This is a genomic window from Nocardia sp. CA-107356, from assembly GCF_050946365.1.
Taxonomy (GTDB): Bacteria; Actinomycetota; Actinomycetes; order Mycobacteriales; family Mycobacteriaceae; genus Nocardia.
Genome location: NZ_CP191992.1, coordinates 1,287,207 through 1,307,238, shown reverse-complemented (window position 1 = coordinate 1,307,238; position 20,032 = coordinate 1,287,207). Strand labels below are relative to the sequence as shown.

Annotated in this window: 21 protein-coding genes; 9 read left to right on the top strand and 12 right to left on the bottom strand. The window is 66.1% G+C overall.

Annotated elements, in window-relative coordinates; all coding sequences use genetic code 11:
* Window positions 1–40: 40 nt before the first annotated feature.
* Entirely contained in the window at window positions 41–721 is a 681-nt protein-coding gene (locus ACQP1G_RS05935; protein WP_433199133.1) for a hypothetical protein, read from the bottom strand.
* A gap of 482 nt (window positions 722–1,203) precedes the next feature.
* On the opposite strand from ACQP1G_RS05935, the gene ACQP1G_RS05930 reads away from it, so the two are divergent.
* Window positions 1,204–2,454 (top strand): KasA/KasB family beta-ketoacyl-ACP synthase, encoded by a 1,251-nt coding sequence (locus ACQP1G_RS05930; protein ID WP_433199132.1) that lies wholly within the window; start codon window positions 1,204–1,206, stop codon window positions 2,452–2,454.
* Here ACQP1G_RS05930 and ACQP1G_RS05925 read toward each other — a convergent pair.
* Together ACQP1G_RS05925 and ACQP1G_RS05920 are read right to left on the bottom strand one after the other, a co-directional pair.
* Complete coding sequence (locus ACQP1G_RS05925; protein WP_433199130.1) at window positions 2,451–3,299, bottom strand: GNAT family N-acetyltransferase; 849 nt, start codon at window positions 3,297–3,299, stop codon at window positions 2,451–2,453. The genes ACQP1G_RS05930 and ACQP1G_RS05925 overlap by 4 nt on opposite strands.
* Window positions 3,300–3,406: 107 nt before the next feature.
* A complete protein-coding gene (locus ACQP1G_RS05920; RefSeq protein WP_433199128.1) occupies window positions 3,407–4,333 on the bottom strand; it encodes a cyclase family protein in 927 nt (308 codons plus the stop codon).
* A 119-nt stretch (window positions 4,334–4,452) separates the two neighbouring features.
* Between ACQP1G_RS05920 and ACQP1G_RS05915 the strand changes: the two genes are divergently transcribed.
* The 3 genes from ACQP1G_RS05915 to ACQP1G_RS05905 are packed head-to-tail and all read left to right on the top strand — an operon-like array spanning window position 4,453 to window position 6,043.
* On the top strand, window positions 4,453–4,833 hold the full coding sequence (locus ACQP1G_RS05915) for an ArsR/SmtB family transcription factor (RefSeq protein WP_433199126.1): 381 nt from the start codon (window positions 4,453–4,455) through the stop codon (window positions 4,831–4,833).
* Window positions 4,830–5,573 (top strand): aquaporin, encoded by a 744-nt coding sequence (locus tag ACQP1G_RS05910; protein ID WP_433199124.1) that lies wholly within the window; start codon window positions 4,830–4,832, stop codon window positions 5,571–5,573. The genes ACQP1G_RS05915 and ACQP1G_RS05910 overlap by 4 nt, the downstream gene beginning before the upstream one ends.
* A 56-nt stretch (window positions 5,574–5,629) precedes the next feature.
* Complete coding sequence (locus tag ACQP1G_RS05905; protein ID WP_433208195.1) at window positions 5,630–6,043, top strand: arsenate reductase ArsC; 414 nt, start codon at window positions 5,630–5,632, stop codon at window positions 6,041–6,043.
* Window positions 6,044–6,064: 21 nt separating this feature from the next.
* Here the strand turns inward: ACQP1G_RS05905 and ACQP1G_RS05900 are convergent, their stop codons facing one another.
* Complete coding sequence (locus ACQP1G_RS05900; protein WP_433199122.1) at window positions 6,065–6,505, bottom strand: universal stress protein; 441 nt, start codon at window positions 6,503–6,505, stop codon at window positions 6,065–6,067.
* Between the two features lie 120 nt (window positions 6,506–6,625).
* On the opposite strand from ACQP1G_RS05900, the gene ACQP1G_RS05895 reads away from it, so the two are divergent.
* The 4 genes from ACQP1G_RS05895 to ACQP1G_RS05880 all read left to right on the top strand — a co-directional run bounded on the left by ACQP1G_RS05895 (window position 6,626) and on the right by ACQP1G_RS05880 (window position 9,519).
* Window positions 6,626–7,522, top strand: coding sequence for an alpha/beta fold hydrolase (locus ACQP1G_RS05895; protein ID WP_433199120.1), 897 nt, complete (start codon window positions 6,626–6,628; stop codon window positions 7,520–7,522).
* Between the two features lie 37 nt (window positions 7,523–7,559).
* A complete protein-coding gene (locus ACQP1G_RS05890; protein ID WP_433199118.1) occupies window positions 7,560–7,682 on the top strand; it encodes a hypothetical protein in 123 nt (40 codons plus the stop codon).
* Window positions 7,683–7,777: 95 nt separating this feature from the next.
* Window positions 7,778–8,728 carry an ATP-binding cassette domain-containing protein gene (locus tag ACQP1G_RS05885; RefSeq protein WP_433199116.1) on the top strand — a complete coding sequence of 317 codons (951 nt, stop codon included), beginning with the start codon at window positions 7,778–7,780 and terminating at the stop codon, window positions 8,726–8,728.
* Window positions 8,725–9,519 carry an ABC transporter permease gene (locus tag ACQP1G_RS05880; protein WP_433199114.1) on the top strand — a complete coding sequence of 265 codons (795 nt, stop codon included), beginning with the start codon at window positions 8,725–8,727 and terminating at the stop codon, window positions 9,517–9,519. Before ACQP1G_RS05885 ends, ACQP1G_RS05880 begins: the two co-directional genes overlap by 4 nt.
* Here the strand turns inward: ACQP1G_RS05880 and ACQP1G_RS05875 are convergent.
* The 3 genes from ACQP1G_RS05875 to ACQP1G_RS05865 form a co-directional block, all read right to left on the bottom strand.
* Window positions 9,493–12,651: an ATP-binding protein gene (locus ACQP1G_RS05875; protein ID WP_433199112.1), complete on the bottom strand. Its 3,159-nt coding sequence runs from the start codon at window positions 12,649–12,651 to the stop codon at window positions 9,493–9,495. The two genes, ACQP1G_RS05880 and ACQP1G_RS05875, sit on opposite strands and share 27 nt — an antisense overlap.
* 29 nt (window positions 12,652–12,680) lie before the next feature.
* Window positions 12,681–12,842: a hypothetical protein gene (locus ACQP1G_RS05870; RefSeq protein ID WP_433199110.1), complete on the bottom strand. Its 162-nt coding sequence runs from the start codon at window positions 12,840–12,842 to the stop codon at window positions 12,681–12,683.
* 603 nt (window positions 12,843–13,445) lie between these two features.
* Window positions 13,446–14,261 carry an SDR family oxidoreductase gene (locus ACQP1G_RS05865; protein ID WP_433199108.1) on the bottom strand — a complete coding sequence of 272 codons (816 nt, stop codon included), beginning with the start codon at window positions 14,259–14,261 and terminating at the stop codon, window positions 13,446–13,448.
* A 336-nt stretch (window positions 14,262–14,597) separates the two neighbouring features.
* On the opposite strand from ACQP1G_RS05865, the gene ACQP1G_RS05860 reads away from it, so the two are divergent.
* Window positions 14,598–15,218: an antibiotic biosynthesis monooxygenase gene (locus ACQP1G_RS05860; protein ID WP_433199106.1), complete on the top strand. Its 621-nt coding sequence runs from the start codon at window positions 14,598–14,600 to the stop codon at window positions 15,216–15,218.
* On the opposite strand, the gene ACQP1G_RS05855 is transcribed toward ACQP1G_RS05860, so the two are convergent.
* The 5 genes from ACQP1G_RS05855 to ACQP1G_RS05835 all read right to left on the bottom strand — a co-directional run bounded on the left by ACQP1G_RS05855 (window position 15,191) and on the right by ACQP1G_RS05835 (window position 19,987).
* A complete protein-coding gene (locus ACQP1G_RS05855) occupies window positions 15,191–15,481 on the bottom strand; it encodes a hypothetical protein (protein WP_433199104.1) in 291 nt (96 codons plus the stop codon). The two genes, ACQP1G_RS05860 and ACQP1G_RS05855, sit on opposite strands and share 28 nt — an antisense overlap.
* Before the next feature lie 41 nt (window positions 15,482–15,522).
* Window positions 15,523–16,356, bottom strand: a complete 834-nt coding sequence (locus ACQP1G_RS05850) for an MHYT domain-containing protein (protein ID WP_433199102.1) — start codon at window positions 16,354–16,356, stop codon at window positions 15,523–15,525.
* Between the two features lie 209 nt (window positions 16,357–16,565).
* The gene (locus ACQP1G_RS05845; RefSeq protein ID WP_433199100.1) at window positions 16,566–16,943 is read right to left on the bottom strand and encodes a hypothetical protein; all 378 of its coding nucleotides are present in this window, start codon (window positions 16,941–16,943) and stop codon (window positions 16,566–16,568) included.
* 175 nt (window positions 16,944–17,118) lie between these two features.
* Window positions 17,119–18,312, bottom strand: coding sequence for an alkane 1-monooxygenase (locus ACQP1G_RS05840; protein ID WP_433199098.1), 1,194 nt, complete (start codon window positions 18,310–18,312; stop codon window positions 17,119–17,121).
* A gap of 388 nt (window positions 18,313–18,700) precedes the next feature.
* The gene (locus ACQP1G_RS05835) at window positions 18,701–19,987 is read right to left on the bottom strand and encodes a lipase family protein (protein WP_433199096.1); all 1,287 of its coding nucleotides are present in this window, start codon (window positions 19,985–19,987) and stop codon (window positions 18,701–18,703) included.
* Window positions 19,988–20,032 lie beyond the last annotated feature (45 nt).

Below are 20,032 nucleotides of genomic sequence, written 5' to 3'. Positions count from 1 at the left end.
AGAGAACCAGCTCGGCCGTTCGGCGATTCGCCACCGTCGATCAGGACGGCGGCGTGATCTTGGTGATGACGGTAATGCCGTCGCGGGGTGCGACACTCACGAACTGCCGGTAGGTGCGCACCGTCGAGTCGGGGCGGATCTCGGTGATCACGACATCGAAGCGACCATCGAGCATCGGCGTGATCAGCACGCAGTGCTGGGTGCCGAGCGGAACGGATTTGATCCCGGCATCGATCAACTGGATCGCGGACACCCCCGCGTCCGAGGTGGTCAGCGACCGGGCGTCCGAGCCGGACCTGGTGACGTAGTAGGCGTATTGGAAAGCGAGGATCACATCCGGACCCGACCTGGTCGAACCGGTGCCGTTGCCGCGCACCAGTTGTTCGGTGCGGGTCGGTTCGCAGTTGGGGCCGCCGCCGAGCACCGGATCGGTGATCGTCGCCGTCGACTGACGGGTATTGCTCGCCTCGGCCGTGTACACCAACACCAGCGCCACCGCGGCCAGCGTCCCGAAGAATGCCGCGCTGCCGACCAGCCAGGGCCGACGCGGCGGGCGTCTCTTCCGGCGGGCCGGGCGCGGCCCGGGTAGTACGCGTGGTGACTGTCCGGGCGAGATCATGCCCGGCCACAGCGGAGCAGCCGAACGGTTCCGGCTTCGGCGCATGCCGGTGCGAAGCGCGCCGGTATTGCCGCCGGACTCAGCTGCGTTCGACGACACCATGATCTCGCCACACCCCTTTGCCGGTGCCGCTCGGGCGACCTACCAAAACTCGCCGGGCCAGCAGCCCTTTCAATGCGGTTGTGCAATAACAAGATTGCACATCGGCACGAGTATTGGCGACCGAATCGGCCAGGGAGAACCGGTCAGCGGACCAGCAGACTACGCGCGATCCCGCCGCGGATGCGCGCGGTTCCTGCAACTTTGGAGGTTTCCCACAAGAGCCGGCCCGAAGGTTCGTAACGACGGGCATACCGTGATCATGCGGCGCCGGTAAGCTCGTCCGGAAACGATGTCCGGCGAAAATGCCTGCTCAGCACTGCGTTTCGACACATTGCCCAGTATCGGAAAATCGCCGGCGGCGATGCGGCTCGACAACGATGTCGGGCCGCCGCAGCCCGTCGTACGCCTGTGCGCTTCGCATAAGGCACTCGTCAGGACACCGAAACCCGAGTTACCGGAAGAGAAAACCAGGAGTGACACTCGTGCGCAACCTCTTTGCCGCCGATGGGCGATTCCCGAACATTGTCGTGACGAGCCTCGCGGCGACCACCTCGATCGCTGGTGATATCGATGCCACGTGGAAGGGACTCCTCAATGGCGAGAGCGGAATCGAGGTGCTGGAGGATCCGTTCGTCGAGGAGTACGACCTGCCGGTGCGCATCGGCGGTCACCTGAAGGTTCGGCCGGACACCCTGCTGACCCGGGTCGAGCAGCGCCGGATGGCTTATGTCGAGCAGCTCGCGACCGTCCTCGGTCGCGAGGTGTGGCGCAATGCGGGCAGTCCGGAGGTGGATCCCGAGCGTCTGGGTGTGGCGATCGGCACCGGACTCGGTGGTGCGGATGCGATCACCGACGCGAACCACAAGTTGAAGAATGGCGGCTACCGCAAGATTTCGCCGCTGGCCGTGCAGATGATCATGCCCAATGGCCCGTCGGCCGTCGTCGGCCTCGAACTGAAGGCCCGGGCAGGAGTGGTCACTCCGGTCTCGGCATGCTCGTCCGGTTCCGAGGCGATTGTCAACGCGTGGCGCATGATTGCGATGGGCGATGCCGATATGGTCGTCACCGGTGGTGTGGAGGGTTTCATCGACGTCCTGCCGATCGCGGCGTTCACCATGATGCGCGCGATGAGCACCCGCAACGATGACCCGAAGGGCGCCTCGCGTCCGTTCGACAAGGATCGCGACGGCTTCGTCTTCGGTGAGGCCGGTGCGCTGATGGTCCTCGAATCCGAGGAACATGCGAAGGCGCGCGGTGCGACGATCCACGCGCGGCTGCTGGGCGCCGGTATCACCTCCGACGGTTACCATCTGGTCGCACCCGACCCCACGGGCGATGGTGCCGCACGGGCGATGACCAGGGCGATGCAGACCGCCGGTCTGACGCCGAAGGACATCACCCACATCAATGCCCACGCGACCGCGACTCCGGTCGGCGATACCGCCGAGGCGAACGCGATCAACAAGGCCGTCGGCAACCACGCCTCGGTCTACGCGCCGAAATCCGCACTGGGACATTCGATCGGCGCCGTCGGCGCACTCGAATCGATCCTGACCGTGCTCAGCATCCGCGACGGCATCGTCCCGCCGACCCTGAACCTCGAAAACCTCGATCCCGAAATCGATCTCGATGTGGTGCACGGCGAGGCGCGCTCGCAGGAGATCGAGTACGCGATCAATAACTCGTTCGGTTTCGGTGGGCACAATGTCGCGCTCGCCTTCGGCCGGTACTAGCGAACCAGGATGGCGCGCGGATAGAGCAGCTGGAAGCCCAGCTTCTGGACATTCTGCTGTGACTTCGAACCGGGCAGCGTGGTCACCACCGCGAGATCACAGCCTGCGGCCGCGGCGGCGGCGAGGCGCATCGACAGCAGCGAGCCCTGCACACCGCGTCGGCGGAATTCGGGCAGGGTTGCCGCACCGCATAGTTGGGCAACGCCGTCACTGAGGCGCAGGCTCGCGCCACCGGCAGGTACGCCGTCGATCCACGCCAGCGAACCGACGAAGCCGGTTGTCGCGGTGAGATCCCGTTCGGCGCGCTCGATCGCCTCGCGCGGGAACTCCTCGTGCGAGGCGACGCCCTGGGTGTCCGGCGTGGCGAAGCCGTCGACGACGACGTTCACCCAGGTATCGAATTCCTCGTGCCCGACATCGCGGATCTGCACGCCGTCGGCTACCTGTGCCTGCCGGTCCGGGTCGAGTCGCAAGCCGAGGACGTTCTCGAAGCCGAACAGCACATAGCCGCGGCGGGTCAGACATTCGACGACGGCGGGATCGGCGAGGGTCGAGACCTCGAACTGGACCGGTGCGCCGCGCTCGGCAAAGGCTTGTTCGACGGCATCGAGCTCGGCGTCGTCGAACGCACCGCCCATACCGACACCGACGACCTTGTCGAGCGGCGACCCAGCGCCCGCCCACACCGCGACGCCGCTGCCGATGGGGTGCAGCAGCACTTGCTCCCGTGGTAGCCGGTGCGCGGCCGCGCGTGCACCTTCCTCGATCAGGGTCCGTTCAGCGTGCTCGACGCGCGCCGCGAGGTCCTGTCCTGCGAACAAACCCGGGGCGAATTCAGACGGCATGAGCCATTCCTACCGTGCGGGTAGTGCTCGATTCACCTCGTTTTCAGCGCCGCCGAGTTGGTTCGGCGTGTCGTGTTCCGATCATGGGTCATGCAGGTCCGCGGCGGTCAGAGAATTGCGACCGGTGCGACGGGCGTTCCGGTGGCACCGACGAATGGTTCGGGCATTGCGCTGAGCAGGAATTCGTAGCGCCCCTGCTCGGCGCAGATTCGCGACAACTCCTCGAGATTCCAGTTCTGCCCCTGCAGCATGCCCATCTCGACCAGATGCAGCGCGTGCACCGCCAGCCACCCGTGCTCGATCTCCGGCGGGAAGATCTCGAATGTCAGGGTGTCGTTCGCGACGGCCGCGACATCACGGGCGTGGAACCACTCGGGACAGCGGACCGAAAGACCAGGTGCGGGTAGGGCATACCCCTGTTTGTCGCCCGCCAGATACAGCTGCATCTGCCCGGTCCGCACCAGCACCACATCCCCACCACGAACCTGCGTATGTGCCAACTCCTCGGCGGCTTGCAGATCCTCGGGCGTGACGGCATGGTCACCGGGCAGGCGATCGACTCCGCGGGCGGATGCCACATCGAGTAGCACACCGCGCGAGACAATATGCCGGGCCTTATCTATTCCGCTGAAGGCGGCCCCGCCGTGCACGGTGATCGTGTCGGCCGCACGCCCGTTGTAGATCCGGCCGGAGTGCGAGATGTGCGTCAGCGCATCCCAGTGGGTGGCGGCCTGCAATCCCATGGTCACCACGTCGTCACTGGTTGCGACCAACCCCGGCCCGAACATCTCCCAGTTCAGCGCGATCATCGAATGTAACGGGTTCACCCGGCCCGGTATCAGCCCGGTCTGTATCCCGTTCTGCCACAACGGGACCGCGAGCGGAACGCGCCGTCCGGTGCGCACGGTCGCGGCAGCGTTCCGGACGACCTCGTCGGTGATGAGATTGAGCGTGCCGATCTCGTCATCGTCACCCCAACGGCCCCAGTTGTTGACTCGCTCGGCGATATCGAGCAATTCCGGGGGCAGTGCCATACCGGAAATGTACCGTTCGCGGCGGATTTCCGATGCCGCTCATCGCGCAACGGCTCGACGAGACGTAGTTCACCAACTGTTGGCTTGCCTCTGATATCGATAGTCATCAATATCGATGGGTGTCTAAACAGAAGTTGCCGATCACCGACGTGTCGATCCCGTTGTGCGCGGTCACACCGTTGGTCGGGGAACCACTGGACGCCCGGGCGGCGGCGGAATTGGCGGCGGTATTCAAGGCCATATCCGATCCGGTGCGGCTGCGGTTGTTCAGCGTTGTCGCGAGCCATAGCGGCGGGGAAGCCTGCGTCTGCGATATCTCCGCTGGATTCGACGTCAGCCAGCCCACCATCTCCCACCACCTGAAGGTGCTGCGCGAGGCCGGACTGCTGTCCAGCGAACGCCGCGGCTCATGGGTGTACTACCGAGTCGAACCGGCCATCCTCGATCGGCTTTCGCACCTGCTCGGCGGCGTTCGCGAAGCCGCATCGGCGGACCGATGAGCGCCACCTACCCGCGACGGTTGGCTGCCGAGTTCGTGGGCAGCCTGCTGCTGGTGTGCGTTGTCGTCGGCTCCGGGATCGCCGCCCAGCAACTCTCGCCGGGCAACATCGGACTACAGCTCTTGGAGAATTCCACCGCGACCGTCCTCGGGCTCGGGGTGTTGATCCTGGTTTTCGGTCCGGTATCCGGCGCGCATCTCAATCCGGTTGTCTCGGTGACCGATTGGTTGCTCGGCCGCCGTCGCGGCACCGGACTCCCGGGCGGCGAACTCTGTGGATACATCCCCGCCCAAATAGTCGGTGCAATACTCGGTTCGGTACTGGCGAATGTCATGTTCGACCTCGATGCCGTACAGGTGTCCACGCACGACCGCAGCACCACCGGTCATCTGGTCGGCGAAATCGTCGCCACCGCCGGGTTGATCGCGGTCATCCTCGCCCTCGCGCGTACCGGCCGCGCAGCCCTATCCGCGGCAGCGGTCGCTGCATACATCGGAGCGGCGTACTGGTTCACCAGTTCCACCTCCTTCGCCAACCCGGCCGTCACCATCGGCCGCACCTTCTCCGACACCTTCGCAGGAATTTCCCCCGGCTCCGCGCCCGGCTACATTGCCGCCCAAATCGTCGGCGCCGCATGTGGACTCGCCCTCATCACCTGGCTGTACCCGGATATCCCCGCTACCACAGACGACGTCGTCACCCACGATGGCGCCCCGCTCGCGCACCGGAGCTCATCATGACCTGCCCCACCCATATCGACGTACCTGATGAGCCCGTTCGAAAGGCCAACCAGCCCATAGCAACCAAGCCGAGCGTCTTATTCGTCTGCGTGCACAATGCGGGCCGCTCGCAGATGGCAGCGGGCTTCCTCGATCACTTGGCCGGTGACCTCATCGAGGTCCGCTCCGCGGGTAGCGCACCGGCCGATTCGATCAATCCGGCCGCGGTCGAGGCCATGGCCGAGTTGGGCATCGACATCGCCAACCGGTCCCCGAAGATCCTCACCGCCGATGTCGTCGAGGCATCCGACGTCGTTATCACCATGGGCTGCGGCGACGCCTGCCCGTTCTTCCCCGGTGTGCGCTATAGAGATTGGGTACTCGACGATCCCGCAGGTCAGGGCATCGCGGCCGTTCGCCCGATCCGCAACGAAATCCGCAGGCGGGTAGCGGAACTCATCGCTGAACTTGTCCCTGCGAGCACCACGTGATCAGTTCGTGGCAAGCCCGATTCACTTCCGTGCGTGCCCGTCCTGGGCGATGAGGACCGAGCAGTCGGCGTGGCGGGCGGCCTTCTCGGCGATCGCACCGATGAAGCGGCCCCAGATCGCGGAATGGCCACTGCGGCCGAGGATCAGCAGATCCGCCTCATGGTCTGTGGCGGCGACGGCGAGTTCATGTGCGGGGTGCCCGGCGCGGATTTCGGCATGGATGGCGATGCCACGCTCGGCGGCCGCTGTGGCGGCCGCTTCGAGCCAGCGGTGGCTGGCCTCCTCCTCGACCGAGCGCTCCTCCTCGATCTCGCCGATCACCGGCCGGTAGAGCGGCCGATGCTCCTCCACGGCGACGATGGTGAGCGCGGACTTGTGCGCGGCGGCCAACTCGAGCGCTATCCGAAGAGCCGCGCGGGCGCCGGGCGAGTCGTCGTATCCCACCACGATCCGCTGGAACACACCTCCAGTGTGACCCGCCGGTTGATCGTGGTCCAGAGTTCGCCATCCGCCCACAGAAGGTCGTACGGATCCACCCACGGAAGGTGGTTCGGCAGACGCCGCGCGAACTATCGTGACAATATGCCTGTCACCGACGGTACCGCTGTCTCCGAACCGCCAGTCATCCCCGGTGTGCGCCGGTCGTTCATGACCGCCCGCGATGTCCGATTCCACGTCACCGAGGCCGGACCGGTCGACGGTCGGCCGGTCGTGCTGTTGCACGGCTGGCCGCAGCACCATTACGCCTACCGGGAGCTGCTCGCCGACCCGCCCGATGGACTCCGGATCATCGCGCCCGACCTGCCGGGCTACGGCTGGTCGGGCCCCGCGCCGCATCGGTGGGCGAAGGAGGATGTCGCCTCCGATGTGCTCGCGCTCCTCGATGTGCTCGGCCTGGACCGCGTGCTACTGGTCGGACACGACTGGGGCGGCTACGTCGGATATCGCATGGTGCTGCGCGAACCCGAGCGCTTCGACGGCTACCTCGTACTGAATATGGCACATCCCTGGGTTCCGGTATCGACGGTGTTGCGACACCTCTGGCGCTTCCTCGCCTATCAACCATTGGTCGCCACCGCGGGTGTGCCGCTGCAACAGCGCACCAAATTCCTCGAATGGATCATCGGCGGCGCGATCACCGACCACGGCGCTTTCGGCCCCGAGGCGGTACGAATCTTCGCCGACCGCTTCCGCGATCCGGTCTGTGCCCGCGCTGCCACCGACACCTACCGAACGTTCTGGCTGCGCGAAATCCCCCATGCCGCACGCAATCCGGAACGCCGCCGCCTGACGATTCCGATCCGCGCGGTCTTCGGCGTCGACGACGTCGCAGTCCACCATTCCCTCGCCTCCCCCGACACCGCCCGCGCCGACGACTACACCTTCGAACCCGTCACCGGCTGTGGACATTTCGTTGCCGACGAACGCCCCGACATCGTCCGCGCCCGTCTGATCGAACTTGCGGCGGCCACGAAATAGCCCTCCTCACTGCGGCCTTCGCGCCCACGTCTGGATCATGCGCGGAGCGCCGAGCATCGACGGCGGCGCGAAGCTCGCAGAGCAGCATCCGCAGTTCGGCGGCGGTGGCCGGCCCGGCCTGCTGATTCACCGTCCCAAACTGCGGCTGCGCGTCGGCTGAAACCGGATGAAACCGCGACGGAACCGCGGTGAAGGCGGGGGCGCGCACTCTTTCCTCAACGACGACCGCAGGGTCGCGGAAACGAGGAGGAACAGATGACGGCGAACAGGCGCCCACCGGCGATCACAGTGCAGGGGTTGCGCAAATCCTACGGAGATCACCAGGTACTCGGCGGGATCGACCTACAGGTCGAGGCCGGGACGATCTTCGCGCTGCTGGGCCCGAATGGCGCGGGGAAGACGACCACCGTGCAGATCCTGTCCACCATGATCGGCGCGGACGGCGGCGACCTGCGGGTCGCGGGCCACGACGTCGTCGACGATCCGGATGCCGTCCGCGCCGCCATCGGTGTCACCGGCCAGTTCGCGGCCGTGGACAATCTGCTCACCGGCGCCGAAAACCTGGCCATGATGGCCACCCTGCACCACCTCCGGCGGTCCGAGCGCAAACAGCGCACTACCCGGTTGCTCGAACAGTTCGATCTGGTCGATGCCGCGAATAAGCCCGCATCCACCTACTCCGGCGGTATGCGCCGCCGACTGGATATCGCCATGGGCCTGGTCGGCGATCCGCAGGTGCTGTTCCTGGACGAGCCGACCACCGGACTCGATCCACGCAGCCGCCGCGCGGTATGGCGCCTGGTGCGCGAACTGGTCGCCGGCGGGACCACCGTCTTCCTCACCACGCAGTACCTGGAGGAAGCCGATCAACTCGCCGACCGGATCGCGCTGATCGATGGCGGCAGGGTAGTCGCCGATGGCACCCCGGAAGAGCTCAAGCGACTGGTCCCCGGCGGCCACGTCAGCCTGCGGTTCACCGAGCCGCGCGCACTGGCCGCGGCCGAGAAGCTGCTCGGCGCGGGTACCTGCGACGAGGACGAACTGACGCTGCAGATCCCCAGCGACGGCGGTGTCGACTCGCTGCACACCCTGCTCGACCGGTTGTCCGCCGCGTCCATCCAGGCGGCTGAACTCTCCATCCACACACCCGATCTCGACGATGTTTTCCTCGCCCTCACCGGCCAGCCGAAGGAGTCCGTGCGATGAGCACCACCACCGTGAAATACGCCATGACCGATTCGCTGATGATGGTGCGCCGCAGCCTCATGCACATCGTCCGGTACCCGTCGATGACCGTGCCGCTGGTCATCGGACCGATCGTGTTCCTGCTGCTGTTCGTCTACGTCTTCGGTGGCACGCTCGGTGCCGGGCTCGGAAGTTCCGGCGGGCGTGCCGATTACGTGAATTATGTGACTCCCGGCATCTTGCTGCTGGCGGTGGCGGGTGCGGCGACGGCAACCGCAGTATCGGTCTGCACCGATATGACCCAGGGGCTCGTGGCCCGACTGCGCACCATGTCCATCTTCCGGCCGTCCCTGCTCACCGGGCACGTCGTCGGCAGTATGGTGCAGACCTTCCTCAGCATCGCGGCGGTAATCGGCGTTGCCGTGATCGTCGGCTTCCGGCCGAGCGCGGGTCCGCTCGAATGGCTGGGCGCCGCAGGCATTTTGGCCCTGCTGACCATGGCGATCACTTGGATCGCGGTGCTCATGGGCCTGGTCAGCGACAGCGTCGAGACTGCATCGAATCTGCCCATGCTGCTGATGATCCTGCCGTTCTTCGGCAGCGGTTTCGTCCCCACCGATTCCATGCCCGCTTGGCTGGGCTGGATCGCCGAGCACCAGCCCTTCACCCCGGTGATGGAGACACTGCGCGGTCTGATGCTCGGCACCGAGATCGGCAATCAGGGCTGGATCGCCATCGCCTGGTGTGTCGGCATTACCGCCGCCGCCTTCTTCGGCGCGAGCAAGCTACTGAACCGCGAGCCCGGTCGTTAACCGATCCCGCAGCGCCTGCAGCGCCGCGGACCGCAGATCGGGAACATCCAGGGTGGCGTATGTCGAGCGAGCCTCGACATACGCCACCCCATCGGCGTTTTCGGCGTCCTCGCGCGATCGCTGGCCGGACATGGTCGGATGGATCTGATGCGGCGGATCGAACCGTTGCGCCAGCGCGACAAGTCGGGCACCAGCGGTGGTGCGGCCGCGGCGCAGGTCCACGATCGCCAAGGCCAGCAGCCCGGCTCCACAGGCGGTCAACTCGGCGAGGTATCCGGCCGGTTGCGCCGCGGGCTGCTCCAACAGCGAATTCACCTGTTCCGCGAGGTCTTCGACGAGATCGGCGACCAGCTCCACTCGGTCGTGCCCGGCGTGCGCGAGCACCGCCGCCGCATGCGCCTCCATCGCCCACACCTGCACGTTGCGCGGATCGGGTCGATAGAACGGATTCTCGGTGCTCGACAGCAGTGTGGCGATCTCCCGCCACCGCCACAGTCCGCCCTCGACTTCACCACGGGCAAGCCGGATTTCGGCGTGGGCCACCAGTGCGTACGGGTGCGCGAACGGATCGGCGCGGTCCGGCACCTGGGCCAGCCACTGCTGGGCCGCATCGACATCCCCGAGCTGTAGTGCGGCCATGGCCGATCCGACCAGGAAGTCGGCGCGATCGGGGCGTGGACCCGCATGCTCGATCAGGGCCAGCGCTCGCTCGAATTCACGTTGCGCCTGCTCGGATCGTTCGGACAGCAAGGCCAGCCGGGCGATTCGGCAGTGCGCCTGGTATCGCAGCCAGTCACCGGGCGCGTGCCGGACGGCGGCGAGCATCCGTTCGGTGGCCGTGAGCGCGGTATCGCGGTCGCCGAGTTGTTCGGCGCGCACGCTGGTCAGCAGGTGTGCGATCCCGGCGAGCAACGGTTTTTCGCTGGCGCACAGGCGATCCAAGGCGGCGGAGCCCTGGCCGAGCAGTTCGGGCGCGGCCAGGAACATCGCGGCCATCGCGCGCACCGGGGTATCCGGCTCGGCCGCCGGTAGTCTCCGCAAGACCAGCACCGACCGCCGTTCGAATCCGCCCTGGGTGACACCGCTCAGCGCGATCACGGTTGCCGCGGTTCGGGTCACCTCCACCAGCGCCGGTTCCGGCCGGAAATGCGAAAGCACGTGGGCACATTCGCGGGCCGACTCGGTAATCCGCGCGTAGTGAGCTCCCACGAACCACCAGGAACCCAGTGCGGCCCAGGTGGCGGCGACGGTCGGGCCGTCCGCCCGGTCCAGTCCACAGCGCAAGGCGTATACGAGATTGTCCTGCTCGGCGCGCACAATGCCCGCCGTGGCGATATCGGTGAAGGCGTGCCGATTCTGTGCCACCGCGAAATCGCATGCCCACGAGAGGAATTCGTCCAGCGAGCGCTCGTCCTCGCCGGCCTCGCGCCGCTCGACTGCCGCGAAATCCCGGACGGTTTCCAGCATCCGGAATCGCATCCCGGAATCGGTCTCGATGCTCTGCAGCAGCGATTGATCGACCAGATACGTGAGTGAGTCCAGCGTGTCGTCGACATCGGCTCCCAGCACCCGGCTTCCCGCCTCGGCGGTGCAGCCGCCCGGAAATACCGACAGCATTCGCATGGTCGCGCGCCCGGCCTCGTCGAGCAGATTCCAGCTCCACTCGACCACCGCACGCAGCGTCCGGTGTCGCTGTGGCGCGTCCCGGGATCCGCTGCGCAGCAAAGCGAATCGGTCCCCCAGCCGCTGTGACATCTCGGCGACGGACATGACCCGCACTCGGGCCGCGGCAAGTTCCACCGCCAGCGGCAACCCGTCGAGTTCGGCGCACAGCGCCGCCACGTCCACGGCCGGTAATTCGACATCCGCCCGCACCGCCCTGGCACGCTGGGTGAACAGCTCCACCGTGGTCTCGGTCGGCAAGGCGGGCAGCCAATGCACCGCTTCGGAGCTCACACCCAGCGGCGCACGACTGGTCACCAGCACCCGCAGCTCGCCGGTCAACGACACCAGCGCACTGACCAATTCGGCTGCGCCCGCGAGCACCTGCTCACAATTGTCGAGAATCAGCAGGGCGGGACCGGCGCCCAGCTTTCGCGCGATACCGGCGACCAATCCAGTTGCAGCCGTGTGTGTTCCAGCCGGATTCAGGTCACCGGCCCCGAGCGCGCCCGCCACCTCGGCGGCTACCGCGCCCGGATCGAGGACACCGGCCAGCTCGATCAGGTGCACCGACCGCTGCTCGGCCGCCAACCCCACCGCATGCGCCAGCCGAGTCTTCCCGAGCCCGCCCGGCCCGACGATCGAGACCACCCGCGAAGTCCGCAGCAGCGCGCTGACGGTCGCGATATCCTCCGCTCGTCCGAGCAGCGGATTCGGATCGTGCCGAATCCCGTGCCGCACAACGGGTTCATTCGCGCGCAACAGCTGCCGGTGCACCGCCTTCAGCGCGTCTCCCGGATCCGCACCGAGCTCGTCGCGCAACATCCGGCGATACGCGTCATAGCGCACGAGCGCCGCGGCCGGACCCACGGTATCCGCTTCTGCCCGTATCAGTTCCGCCAGCACCTCCTCATCGCGCGGCGCCTCCCCAGCGACTTCGGCCAGCGGTCCAACCGCCTCGCTGTACCGCCCCAGCCGAGCCAACGTCGTCGCCCGCACCCGAACCAATGTGCGATATGCGGGCAATCGCGCGAATCGCAACACGGATAGGGGGTCTCCTTCATCCGCGAGCTCGTCGACCTGCCCGTCCCACAGCGCGAGTCCGGCCTCGGCCTGATCCAGCGCTGCGCGATGATCTGCCGCCCGCGCATGCCGCTCGGCCGCCGCCGCCCGCATTTCCAGCGCCGCCGCATCCACCTGCTCCGCACTCAATGCCAGCCGGTACCCGTTCGACGTACTCGCGATCACATCACTGCCGACCTGCGACCGCGCCCGAGACACCACCACCTGCAAAGCTTTCCCCGGATTCTCCGGCAGCGCCTCGCCCCACACCCCGTCCACCAACCTGGCCACTCCGACTCCACCCCGCAGGTCCATCGCCAGCAACGCCAGCAACGCCCGCACCCGCGGCCCCGCAACCTGCTGCCCACGCCACACGACATCCGCCAGAAGGCTCAACTCGATACCCACCGCCCCACCGTAAACGGCCAGCCCGGCGCTCAGAGGTGAGGAGCCAGAACCGTCGCGATCCGATGCGGATCGCCGAGCCCGCGATAGTCGCCCGCCGTTCGCACCAGCCCGCGCCGCATGGTTGCCACCAGGTCGGCGGCCCGATGCAGCGAGCATTCGGCGCGCCTGAGCAGCCTGCGGACCAACACCACCTGTCGAGGGTCGACCAGCCGGATTCGGCGACCCGTTCGGCTACCGCGGGCAGACCCCCCGAGGCCAGCGCCGCGCGGAGCTCGGACAACTCCAAGAACGACGGTTCCCCGATCCGCCACAGCTCGAGGCGCACCACGAAATCCAGATCGCCCGGCTCCCGCGCCCATGCGCCGAACCAGGCTCGCATCAGCAGACTTCCGCGCAACACCAGCCGCGACGACCGGGCCGAGGCCGCGATGGCCGCGAGCACGTGATCGATCGCCTCGCGACGCGCGGCGAACCAGCAGGCCGATGTGACAAAGCACCACAACTGTCACTGACGTTGCTGCGGTGCTGGTAGTTTTCGGTAGGCGAGGCAGCATTTCTGTCATTGGATCGGCAGGCTAGTTGTCACCGATCTCCACGCTCAGCGAGCGGTCCGGGGGATGTGCTCGGATGTCCGGCTGGTACTGGGTCTCGACTCTGTGGTCGCATGTCTACCAGTGGACCGAGTTCGCTGTTCCGGCACAGGTTCCGACGATGCGCGGTGGCGTTGCGGGCGGATTCTCGGTGGTCGGCGTCGTGCCGGGCGGTCGGCGAACGCCGCGCCGGTGCGCGTGGTGTCAGTCGGCGGTGAAGCGTGCGGCATTGTCGGCGGCCCACCGAGCGAAGGTCATCGCGGGTCGGCCGGTGATGTCCTGGACACTGGTGATGGGCAGGGCCTCGGTCGGCACGTCGAAACTGGTGAGAACGTTGTCGACGTACCAGGTCGCGGTGTCGCCCATGGTGGGGGTCAGGGCGGTGATGGTGTCCTCGCGCGAGGACCGGTGGAAGGCGATGTCGCGGTCGAGTGCATCGGCGAGGTGCCGGACGAGGTCGGTGCGGGTGAGGATCTCCGGCCCCGCCAGCGGGTAGGCGCGGCCGAGATGAGTGTCGGCCAGCAGGGTGGTGGCGGCGACGGCGGCGATGTCGTCCATGGCGATGGGCGCGCTGGCTGCGTCGGGCCGCGGTTCCCGGACAGCGCCGGTTTCGTGTATCTGCTGCGACCAGATCAGGGAGTTCTCCATGAAATCACCGGGCCACAGGTGGGTCCACGCCAAGCCGCTGTCCTCGACAGCCGTGCAGACCGTGCCCCACCAGCTCTCCGGTTCACCGGACAGGTCGACGACATGCCGCACACCGGCCGCGCGGGCCAGTGCGAGCACCTCGGTCACACTGTCCGCTGTGGGCGCCAGGTACATCCGCTCCACCCCCGCGAACGCTGCGGGCAGGGTGTCCGGTCGCCGCAGGTAGCCCTCGGCCACCTGCACCGCGGCGGGCAGCGAGGCCTTGCGCGGGTTGTTGGTGAGCGCGCGAATATCGGTGGCGCCCAAGGCGAGCAGGTGGTCGACAACCTTGCGGCCGATGTTTGCGGTGGCCCCGGTTACCAGGATGGTCATCTGTGCCCTCTCCGGTGCGGATCGCTGAACACCAATCTTGCCAAAGGGAATTCGATCAACGCCCACCCAGCCACCGACCGGACGACGACCACGGCCGGCGACAAAAATCCTGCCGAAGTGACAGATATAGCGCCTCGCCACAGCCGACTCCTCGGCGTCGGTGAGGTGCGACCGATTTACAGTACGAAAACCGCACCCCACCGTCGATAACGGCAGATTGCGCAGAGTGTGCTGAAGGCCGACGCGCTATTGCCATAGCGACCGCGGCGGAGCAGTGTGAACGTACCGGTGGCGCCACCGGGGCGCTGCCCTGAACACCCCGAGAGGGGGTGGACCGTGTACGCACGTTCTACCACTATTCAGGCGCAACCCTCCGCGATAGATGCCGGGATCGCGCACGTTCGCGACCAGTTGATGCCCGCGATGGAAGACATACCCGGTTGTATCGGACTTTCGTTGCTGACCGATCGCCGGTCCGGCCGGTGCATCGCGACATCGGCATGGGAATCCGAGGCCGCGATGCGCGATAGCGCAGACCGAGTTCGCTCGATTCGAGATCGTGCCGCCGAGGCGTTCGGCGGCGGCGCACAGGTCGAGCAATGGGAGATCGCCGTCCTGCACCGTGACCACCGCTCACAGGAAGGCGCTTGTGCCCGCGTGGCCTGGACCAAGATGGACCCGGCTCGAGTCGACTCGGCGATCGAGACCTACAAGTCTCAAGCCCTGGCCGGAATGGAACGCCTCGAGGGGTTCTGCAGCGCGAGTCTGTTGATCGACCGGGCATCCGGGCGGGGCGTTTCGTCTGTCACCTTCGACACCGCCGATGCGATGGAACGCAACCGCGACCAGGCGACCGCCATGCGGGACCGAATCGCCGGGCAAGCCGGTATGGAAGTGACCGATGTCGGCGAGTTCGAATTGCCGTTCGCTCACCTGCGCGTACCCGAATTGGTGTAACTCGTGATGCTCGCTCGGGCCCGGCCGAAGCCGAGCCCGAGCTGGGTAACCTCCTCGGGTCGGCCCGCGGCGTCGAGCAGCTCGCCGAACTCGATCCGATACTCCGCCAGCGGTGCACGGGTGGTCAGTGTCGCGTACTGCGCGATCGATACCGCGGCGATTACGGCACCGACCCGCAAACCCAACCGATGCACATCGCCGCCGAAACAGGTATCCGACCGACCGACGCACTCGGCGACCGGACCGAATGGGCGCAGACCCACCGACCGAGAAATCCTGATGCGATTGCGGCGACCGGCCCGCGTCAGCGCGCGTGGCGATCGCCCGAGTCGCGGGCGGCCCGGCTGGATGCTCGCAGACTGACCGACGCGTCCGCGGTCCGCGCACTGGCGGACGGCGCTGGCTTCGTCGACCAATGCGGACGGCTCTCGACCGAGTCGGAACCGATTGTGCCGATATCGAATTCCCGGCGGGCCGCATCGTCCACCTCGGCCAAGCCGACCACGACGATCAGTGTGATGGTGACCAGGGTGACGACCGTGATCAATGGCGTGATCAACTGCGCGGGTTCCACACCGCCGGAGACCTTTTCGTGGCCGACGTCATGGCCGCGCATGGATGCCATTCCGGTGTAGTGCATTCCGCACACTGCCAGGCCCATGATGAGGGCCGCACCTGCGGTGGCGCCGAAACCGTTGAGGTGCCGCATGAACCAGAACGCCACCGTCGCGGCGATCACCGCGATCACGATCGACGCCGCCACCAGTTCGGGTTCGTATTCGATATGCGCCGCGGTCTTCATGGCCGACATACCGATGTAATGCATTGCGGCGACACCTAATCCGGTCACTGCGCCACCGAGCGGCAATGCCAGGAGTTCGCTGCGCATCCGCACCGCGATCCACAGCCCGAGCCACACCACAACGATCGCAATGGCCGCACTGAGCAGTGTTCGCGATACGTCGTAGCGAATGGTCATCCCCTCGATGGCGAACCCGAGCATGCCGGTGAAATGCATAACCCAGATGCCGCAGCCGCCGACCGCGACCGCCGCGGCCAATAGCCAGCCGCCTGGCCAGCGGGAATACCGAGAATGGACCGCGCAGCGCAGCCCGAGAAGCGATCCGACGACAGACATGACATAAGCCAGAACAGGGGTAATCCATCCATGACTGAAGTGATCCAGGACCAGCACGCACGAGCTCCAATGACGACAGCGTTATCAATCTGTTACCAGAGGACCGTACCTCGAGCCGATTGCCAATGGTTGGCCAGATGTGGTGTCGGCCACGCTGCCCCATCCCAGCGCATGTCGCCGGGGGACATACGACATCTCCGTATCGAGGGTCAATCCCGAGTGCCGCCGTGTATTTCGCCCGGCGCGGACATGCCGACGGTGAACGAGGCGCTGCGCCCGCGTGCGTCCAGCCGACCGTCCCCCCAGCTCGCACTGCCATAAGCGTCGACCTCTATGGCGCACGCGCCGTCGGCGAGCGACTCGGGCAACCGCACCACCGTCGAGGGCCATCGGTCCACAATGGCCAGGTACACCCGCCGCGGTTCGGTTCCCAGCACCACCAGGAATATCCGCGCGTACTCGAGCTTCTTGTGCGCGCCCGCTGCGGCGGGTGACCAGCTGATGCCGAGCGACCGACACCCGGCATCGGTGAACTCGATGCCGACTCGCAGCGTCATCTCCCCCTCGAGCCCGGCCCGATACCTCACGGCGCCCTCCTCGGATGCCAGACCCACCGCACGGACGACGAACCAGCGAATCTGCCCTGTGAACCAGGCTGGCACGGACGCCCCGGCAAGGCAATGCGAATCAGTCTGTTCAGTGCGCGAATCCACTTCGCGTACCAGGCAAATCAGCCAGCGGCAGTCGCGTCCCCACGACCGGTCATGTATGTGTCGTCGGCCCACCTTCGACCAATGGGTCTCGAACCTGTCGAAGCCGGACCCGGAACAGTCGCCGCTTGGACTCGGGCTTCCTGTTGACCAGCGTTATGTCGCCGCCGTAGTGGTCCAGCACCCGATGATCCATGACCGCGCGCCACAACGGGGGAACGGCGGCCAGCAGGACCATACTGGCGTACCCGGCCGGCAGCTGCGCCGCCTGCTGGCAGCTGCGCAGGGTCTGGTAGCGACGCCCCGGATTCGCGTGGTGGTCGCTGTGGCGTTGGAGGTGGAACAGGAAGAGGTTCGTGACCAGGTGGTCGCTGTTCCAGCTATCGCGTGGTGAGCACCGCACGTATTGGCCGTTGGCGCGGCGCGGACGCAGCAACCCGTAGTGCTCGACGTAGTTCACTGTCTCCAGCAACCCGGCGCCGATCACCGCCTGCAGCACCAGATACGGGATCACGGCCGGCCCGAAGACCAGGATTATCGTGCCGAACAACGCGACGCTCATCGACCAGGCTTGCAGGAGATTGTTATCCAGGCTGAACCAGCGTTTTCCTTTACGGGACAACCGTTCCCGTTCCAAGGCGAGCGCCGAGCGGAAGCCGCCGTACATGGTGCGCGGCAGGAACGCCCACAGCGACTCACCGAATCGACCGCTGGCCGGATCCTCGGGCGTGGCGACCCGAACATGATGGCCGCGGTTGTGTTCGACGAAGAAATGTCCGTATCCGGATTGTGCCAGAGCGATTTTCGCCAGCCAGCGTTCGAGGTGCTCGACCCGGTGACCGAGTTCGTGCGCGGCGTTGATACCGATTCCGGAAACTACGCCCATCGTCACAGCCAATCCCAGTTTATCGACAAGGCTCAGTGGCGGCCTCGCCCACAGGTATGCCGCGATCAGCAGGCCGATGAACTGCATTGGCAGGAAAAGATAAGTGCACCAACGATAATAACGATCGTTGGACAATATCTCGTAGTCTTCATCGCGCGGATTGCTCCCGTCATCACCCACCGCCCAGTCCAGCAGTGGGATGACCACGAACACGATGATCGGACCGATCCACCAAAACAGTTCCAGCCCAGTACGGGCCACCAGTTGTGACGGTAGTAGCGCGCAACCCGGAGCGATTAAACCCAGAACCCACAGGTAGCGCTTAGGGTCGCGAGCTTCCGCATTCTCGAAGATTGGCATAGTCGTCCCGCTGATCCAACACACCCCTGTCGAGAGTGTGGCCGACGAAGACTGATCCGTTAAAATCTTGTCGACTCAGAATAGACGTTTCGTCGCTGCAATCCAGAGATCCGTCGAAAATAGCCGTCTGACCGGTCAATTGCGATCTGGAAGTGCCGCGAGAATCACGCGTTCCGAGCCCGGCGCGTAGTGGGAACATACTCATGCATAACTACGCCGCAGCTCCGCGAGGTCGGCTGGCGTCGGGTCGATCCATTGACAACCCGTCGTGTAGCGCGCACAGAAAGCACGCATCGTTGAATTGCGACCAGCCGACATCGCGCGAGCCAGGTATGGCACGATCTCGTAGTTCCGACGGCAGCTCCCAACACGGAGTTGCCGTTCGGAACTACGGCAGGGCACCGCAGTTGCTCGGTGCGGGGATACCTGCGAGCCGATCGGTCAACCACTGCTGCGAGATCGACAATGCGGGGAAGAACGCCAGCACATGGGTGCCAACGACTCCCGACACCGGCGGAATCTCCGCGTTCGAGTCCAACTGAACCGGCACCCCGCGACCGCACCAACTGGCGGCCGTGTCACGGATGGGTATGTACGGCGCTCCCTCGTCATTCCTGGCCGAGGAGATGAACACCGGCATCGCCGGGGTGAGTCCGCCGATACGCTGCTCGTCGAATGCCCTTCTCAACACCGGGGACTGATCGATCACCGCGGTCAGCGGTTGTCCACTGGTGGTCCACTGCGACGTCTGCTGGTATTGCTGGGCCAGCCCGCCGGGGACGGCGCATTTGTCCAGGGAGTCGCCCAGGATGGCCTTGCCGGTGTCGTTGAGTTCGGCGTCGAGTGCCTGGCGGACATCGGGATAGTCGGCGGCCATGCCGTTGAGAATCCAGGCGTAGGTCGGGGCCATCGCGGCTCGGCCGTCGTTGTATCCGATGAAGTACTCGTCATCTACGACCGGCCCACCGATGTAGGCACCGCGGACGTTCAGATCCGGCGCGTAACTCGATTGGAGTTCGGCCGCCCCCGCGGAAGCCATTCCGCCCTGGGAGTACCCGTACAAAACGACCGGAGAATTCGGGTTCAGGTCGGTGCCCGGCAAACGCAACGCTGCACGCGCGGCGTCCAATACCGCGTGCGCCTGCGCCTTACGGTTGAGGTAATCGTGGATGTCGGGTGTACCCAGACCGTGGTAGTCGGTCACCACTACAGCCATGCCACGTAACAACAGAGATTGCAGCGCCACCAGGTCGTATTCGAAGATTACGTCGAGTGGCGGCCGGAATTGAACCACCTGCGACATCAACTGCGACGGCGCACACTGATCGCCCTGCCCTTTCGTGCCGCCCCCGAACGCGATCAGCGGGCGCTCGCCCGGGCCGTTCCACGGCACGGCAGGCTCCAAATATGTGCCGACCACCGCGGTCGGTGCGTCTTGCGCATCGCTACTCGCATACATCATGCGTGTAGCCATCGCGGGGATAACTCCGGGCTGCCCGGGGGCCGATAACGCTACCGGCGCCGGTTCGGCGCGGAGGATGGCACCAGGGTCTCCCGGCAGCGGCGCAGGCGGTATGTAGAAACCGGCGTCCACCGCCGGATCCGTCAATGCCTGTGGTGCGGTAACCGCCCCGCCTCCGATAACGACGAGGGATCCCGCCAAAACTGCGGTCAAATTGAGTAGTCGACTCCTCACGTTACGATCCCTTCTTTTTGAACG

Excerpts from the sequence above, each read along its gene's own strand:
- ACQP1G_RS05890 (WP_433199118.1), top strand. The coding sequence starts at position 7,560 with ATGCGCGGAGCGCCGAGCATCGACGGCGGCGCGAAGCTCGCAGAGCAG.
- ACQP1G_RS05840 (WP_433199098.1), bottom strand. The coding sequence starts at position 18,312 with ATGCCAATCTTCGAGAATGCGGAAGCTCGCGACCCTAAGCGCTACCTG.
- ACQP1G_RS05885 (WP_433199116.1), top strand. The coding sequence starts at position 7,778 with ATGACGGCGAACAGGCGCCCACCGGCGATCACAGTGCAGGGGTTGCGC.
- ACQP1G_RS05895 (WP_433199120.1), top strand. The coding sequence starts at position 6,626 with ATGCCTGTCACCGACGGTACCGCTGTCTCCGAACCGCCAGTCATCCCC.
- ACQP1G_RS05865 (WP_433199108.1), bottom strand. The coding sequence starts at position 14,261 with ATGACCATCCTGGTAACCGGGGCCACCGCAAACATCGGCCGCAAGGTT.
- ACQP1G_RS05910 (WP_433199124.1), top strand. The coding sequence starts at position 4,830 with ATGAGCGCCACCTACCCGCGACGGTTGGCTGCCGAGTTCGTGGGCAGC.
- ACQP1G_RS05935 (WP_433199133.1), bottom strand. The coding sequence starts at position 721 with ATGGTGTCGTCGAACGCAGCTGAGTCCGGCGGCAATACCGGCGCGCTT.
- ACQP1G_RS05880 (WP_433199114.1), top strand. The coding sequence starts at position 8,725 with ATGAGCACCACCACCGTGAAATACGCCATGACCGATTCGCTGATGATG.
- ACQP1G_RS05920 (WP_433199128.1), bottom strand. The coding sequence starts at position 4,333 with ATGGCACTGCCCCCGGAATTGCTCGATATCGCCGAGCGAGTCAACAAC.
- ACQP1G_RS05925 (WP_433199130.1), bottom strand. The coding sequence starts at position 3,299 with ATGCCGTCTGAATTCGCCCCGGGTTTGTTCGCAGGACAGGACCTCGCG.
- ACQP1G_RS05850 (WP_433199102.1), bottom strand. The coding sequence starts at position 16,356 with ATGTCTGTCGTCGGATCGCTTCTCGGGCTGCGCTGCGCGGTCCATTCT.